Raw genomic sequence first — 4,853 nt, 5'->3', positions numbered from 1 at the left:
CGGCGTGGCGGCCGGCGTGGCGGCCGGCGGGACGGTTGGCACCGAGCAGCCAGTAGCGCAGAAGCAGGGCCCGGGGGCGGTCATACCGCAATCCCGGGCCCTCCGCTGGCCGACGACGCGTTCCCGCGTTCGACCTTCCGCCTGCCTAGTTCTCCAGGGCGTTCACCACGGTGAGTTCGCCGTCGGAATGCGAGACGCGGATGCGCTTCTTGTCGAGCTTGCCGACGGAGGTCTTGGGGATCTCGTGGACGAACGCGAACTTCTCGGGCACCTGCCACTTGGCCATCCGTTCGGCCAGGTGATCGCGCAGCTCCTCGACGCTCGGGTCGGGCACACCGTCCTTGACGACGATGGTGGCCAGCGGCCGCTCGTCCCACTTGGGGTCGGGGACACCGATCACGGCGGCCTCCGCCACGGACGGGTGCTCGAGGAGGTAGTTCTCCACCTCGACGGACGAGATCCACTCGCCACCGGACTTGATGATGTCCTTCGCGCGGTCGGTGAGCTGCAGGAACGCCTCGGGCTTGATATACCCCACGTCGCCGGTGCGCAGCCAGCCGTCGTCGAAGGAGTCCGAGGCGTCCACCTTGTAGTAACTGCCGGTGATCCACGGGCCGCGGACCTCCAGCTCGCCGACGGACTCGCCGTCCCATGGCAGGGCCTGGCCGGAATCGTCGACGATACGGGCCTTCACGCCGGCGATGAGTCGGCCCTGCGTCATGCGGAGCTCGAACTGCTTCTCCTCCGGCAGGGAGGCCTTCGGGCGGGACAGGGTGCCGATGGGCGAGGTCTCGGTCATGCCCCACGCGTGGACGATGTTGATCCCGTATTTGTCCCGGAACTTGCGGATCAGCTCCGGCGGGCACGAGCTGCCGCCCACGACGACCGCACGGAAGCTCGACATGTCGATGGGGTGGTCCACGCTGTACGCGTCCACTGCCTGCCAGATCGTGGGGACGGCGGCGGCCAGCGTCGGACGCTCGGAGGCGATCATCGCGGCCAGCGGCTCGGGCTGCAGGAAACGCTCCGGCATGAGCAGCGAGGCGCCCACCATGAACGCGGCGTACGGCAGGCCCCACGACATGGCGTGGAACATCGGCACGATCGCCAGCACGTTGTCGTCGAGCGAGATGTCCATGCCGTCGGACATGCACACCTGCATCGAGTGGAGGTAGATCGACCGGTGCGAGTAGACGACGCCCTTCGGGTCGCCGGTGGTGCCCGAGGTGTAGGCCATCGCGGCGCCGGAGTTCTCGTCGACCTCCGGCCAATCGAACTCGGTGGGCTGGGCGGCGAGGAGCGCGTCGTAGTCGTGCACCTGGATGCCCTCGGGAGCCTCGAGGTTCGCGGCGCCCCCACCGGTGACGATGACGTGCTCGACCGTCGAGAACCGGGGCAGGAGCGGCTGCAGGAGCGGGACGAGGCTCGGGTCGACGATCACGACCTTGTCCTCTGCGTGGTTGGCCACGAACTCGAGCTGGTCCGGGAACAGCCGGATGTTCAGCGGATGCAGCACGGCGCCCATGGACGGGATCGCGAGGTAGGCCTCCAAGTGCTCGGAGTTGTTCCACTGGAATGTGGCGACCCGCTGGTCACCGTCGACCCCCAGGGAACGCAGCGCGTTGGCCAGCTGCGCGGCGTGCTTGCCCAGATCGCCGTAGGTGATCTTCCGTGGTCCCTGATCGGTCCAGGTGGTGACGACCGCATCGGAGTGGACGGTCGCACCGAACTGCAGGATCGTGCTGATGTTCAACTGCTCCGGCATCATCGTGCTCTTCATGAGGGGCTCCTTGATCGAGGGGTGGCGTCTGTCACTCTCGTGTCGAGACTACCTGACGTCCATGACGTCCTTGGGCCGTGTGGGCGATCACCCGTCGAGGTCGTCGAAGACGGTCTGGACGGTCCTCGTCGCCGCGAGGGCCGCCGGCGCGCCGCAGTACTCCGAGGCGTGGATGACCGCCTCGGTGATCTCCTCGCGGGTCAACCCGTTGGTCAACCCGCCGCGTACATGCCCCGCCGGCTCGGCGTCCGCGCGCAGTGCCACGAGCATCCCGATATTAAGCAGGCTGCGATCCCGTCGGTCCAACCCGGGCCGGTTCCAGATGTTGCCCCACACGTTCTCTGCGACCGCGTGCTGGATCGCCTCCGACGCCGTCCCGACAGCCCGGTCCATGGCACGGTCGACGAAGGCGTCGCTCATCACCTCGCGCCTGGTCGCGAAACCCTGCTCGCGCAGATCCGCGGCCGAAGGCCCCTCGCCTGCAGAACTCGTCGTCGTCGTCATCTCCACGGTCCTCTCCCACTGCCGACAGGTATCGCGATCCATCCTCCCCGACCGTCGTCACCAGCTCCGCGTGCCCTCGCCCCGCCCCGGCCAGGCGCGGGGCGGCTCGGACAGGGGCGGCAGCGGAGGCGCAGGATGGGCGGACGCGGCGACGGGTGGGATACCCTCGACGGGTCCGGCCACCAGCGTCGGACCCCCCGCGGCAACTCGGCGGAAGTCGGTGCGAATCCGACGCTGTCCCGCAACTGTGATCCCGTCCCCGGACGGGCGAGCCAGGTCGGCCGGTGCCGCGGTAGCCGTACGTACTGACCTCGGACGAAGGACGGTCGCGTGCAGCGGCCCCGCGCCGCGGCCCGAGCTGTTTTCGTCCTCCGAGCCGCGGAGGATGCCATGCCCCACCCACGAGCCCGCTCCCTGTTGATCGCGCCGCTGGCCGCCCTGGCGCTCGTCGCCACCGCGTGCAGCGGCTCCGACGGCGAGGACCCCGCCCCCGCCGACCAGGCCGGCGCGGCGGCCGACGAGCCGCAGGCCATCGTGTCCCTGAGCCCCACGACCACCGAGATGCTCTACGCCGTCGGCGCGGGCGACCAGGTGGTGGCGGTGGACGAGCGCTCCGACTTCCCGGAGGACGCGCCGGTCACCGACCTATCCGGCTACACGCCCAACCTCGAGGCGATCCTGGGCTACGCCCCCGACCTGGTGGTGCTCACCGACGACAACGCCGACGTCGTGGCCGGGCTCGAGCGCTCGGGCGTCGAGGTGCTCCAGCTGCCCGCCGCCCAGACGCTCGACGAGACGTACACCCAGCTCGAGCAGGTAGGCGCGGCCACCGGCAACATCGGCGAGGCCGCCGAGCTGGTGTCGCGCATGCAGGGCGAGATCGACGAGATCGTCGCCTCGGTGCCCGAGCGCGAGACGCCGCTGACGTACTTCCACGAGCTGGACGACACGTACTACACCGTCACCGACGCGACCTACGTCGGCGAGATCTACTCCATGCTCGGCCTGGCGTCCATCGCCACCGGCGATGACACCTACCCGCAGCTGTCGGAGGAACTCATCCTCGAGGCCGACCCTGACCTCATCTTCCTCGCCGACGGGCAGTGCTGCGGAGTGACCGCGGAGACCGTGGCGCAGCGTCCCGGCTGGGACGGGCTCACCGCCGTGCGCGAGGACCGGGTCCACGTGGTGGACGAGGACCTCGCCAGCCGCTGGGGCCCGCGCATCGTGGACTTCATGCGCGAGGTCGCCGCGATCGTCGCGCAGATCCCCGCCGACCAGCCCGCGCCCCAGCCCACCCCGTGACCCGCCCGTCGCCCCGCCACGCCCTCGTGCTGGGCGGGGCGACGCTGCTCTTCGGAGCGGCGATGCTGCTGGGCACCCTCATCGGCCCGGCCGGACTCACCGCCGGCGGGGTGCTGCTCGACCTGCTCGACCGCCTTCCGCTCCTAGCGGTGGACTCCGGCCTCACCGAGCGCCAGCAGGTGATCCTGTGGGAGATCCGTATCCCGCGTGTGGTGCTGGGCGCGATCGTCGGCGCGACGCTCGCGATCGCGGGCGCCACCTACCAGGGCGTGTTCCGCAATCCGCTCGCTGACCCGTACCTGCTGGGCGTGTCCAGCGGCGCCGGCCTGGGAGCGACCCTGGCCATCGTGGTGGGCGGCGCGATGGGGTCGGGCCTGGTTCCGCCCGCCGCGTTCGCCGGCGGCATGATCGCCGTGATGGCCACGTACGCGCTGGGGCGCAGCGTGGGCGGCGGGCGCAGCGAGGTCGTCATCATCCTCGCCGGCGTCGCGGTGGCCGCGTTCGCGAGCGCCATCCAGACCTTCTTCATGCAGCGTCACGACGACACGCTGCGGCAGGTGTACTCGTGGATGCTCGGACGCCTCACCACAAGCGGCTGGACCGACGTGCGGACGGTCCTGCCGTACGTGCTCGTCTCGGTGGCGGTGATCGCCCTCTTCCGGCGCATGCTCGACGTCATGGCGGTCGGCGACGTCGAGGCCGCCACGCTGGGCATCTCCCCGGCGCGCGTGCGCCTCATCCTCATCAGTGTCGCCACCCTCGGCACCGCGGCGGTCGTGTCGGTCTCGGGCCTCATCGGGTTCGTGGGCATCGTCATCCCGCACGCCGTGCGGATGCTCATCGGGCCCGGGCACCGACTGCTGCTGCCCACGTCCCTGCTGGCCGGGGCGACGTTCCTCGTCCTCGCCGACGTCGTCGCGCGCACCGCCATGAGCCCGGCCGAGCTGCCGATCGGGGTGGTCACCGCCGCGATCGGCGCCCCGTTCTTCCTGGTGGTCCTGCGCCGCAGTCGGGGGCACATATGAGCCCGACCGACCCCGCACGCCGGGCAGCCGCGGACCCGGCCGACCCGCGTCGCCCCGCCCTGTCCTGCCGGGACCTCCACGTGGCCCGCGATCGCACGCCCGTCCTGCACGGCATCGACCTGTCGGTGCCCGCCGGGTCCTGGGTGTCGCTGGTCGGTCCCAACGGCTCCGGCAAGACCACTCTGCTGTTCGCGCTGGCCGGCCTCATCCCGGCGGCGGGGCGCATCGAGGTCGACGGG

The 4,853-nt window shown here is 70.8% G+C and carries 5 protein-coding genes and 1 riboswitch; of the genes, 3 read left to right on the top strand and 2 right to left on the bottom strand.

Annotated elements, in window-relative coordinates:
• Positions 1-145 precede the first annotated feature (145 nt).
• Together G6030_RS12570 and G6030_RS12565 are read right to left on the bottom strand one after the other, a co-directional pair.
• The gene (locus G6030_RS12570; protein ID WP_007631572.1) at positions 146-1,780 is read right to left on the bottom strand and encodes a long-chain fatty acid--CoA ligase; all 1,635 of its coding nucleotides are present in this window, start codon (positions 1,778-1,780) and stop codon (positions 146-148) included.
• An 87-nt stretch (positions 1,781-1,867) separates the two neighbouring features.
• Entirely contained in the window at positions 1,868-2,284 is a 417-nt protein-coding gene (locus tag G6030_RS12565) for a carboxymuconolactone decarboxylase family protein (protein ID WP_241724341.1), read from the bottom strand.
• A 216-nt stretch (positions 2,285-2,500) separates the two neighbouring features.
• A riboswitch (cobalamin riboswitch) is annotated at positions 2,501-2,561 on the top strand.
• A 113-nt stretch (positions 2,562-2,674) separates the two neighbouring features.
• On the opposite strand from G6030_RS12565, the gene G6030_RS12560 reads away from it, so the two are divergent.
• From G6030_RS12560 to G6030_RS12550, 3 genes are all read left to right on the top strand, one after another.
• Positions 2,675-3,589 (top strand): ABC transporter substrate-binding protein, encoded by a 915-nt coding sequence (locus G6030_RS12560; RefSeq protein ID WP_043568052.1) that lies wholly within the window; start codon positions 2,675-2,677, stop codon positions 3,587-3,589.
• Entirely contained in the window at positions 3,586-4,614 is a 1,029-nt protein-coding gene (locus tag G6030_RS12555; protein WP_182643347.1) for an iron chelate uptake ABC transporter family permease subunit, read from the top strand. Before G6030_RS12560 ends, G6030_RS12555 begins: the two co-directional genes overlap by 4 nt.
• The coding region (locus tag G6030_RS12550; protein WP_182643346.1) for an ABC transporter ATP-binding protein at positions 4,611-4,853 on the top strand (243 nt) is incomplete at its 3' end. The genes G6030_RS12555 and G6030_RS12550, both read left to right, overlap by 4 nt.

The sequence above is a fragment of the Dietzia sp. E1 genome, assembly GCF_014145015.1.
GTDB classification, from domain to species: Bacteria; Actinomycetota; Actinomycetes; order Mycobacteriales; family Mycobacteriaceae; genus Dietzia; species Dietzia cinnamea_A.
Note: the sequence above shows the minus strand (reverse complement) of the source record. Positions and strands in the feature narration are given on the sequence as shown.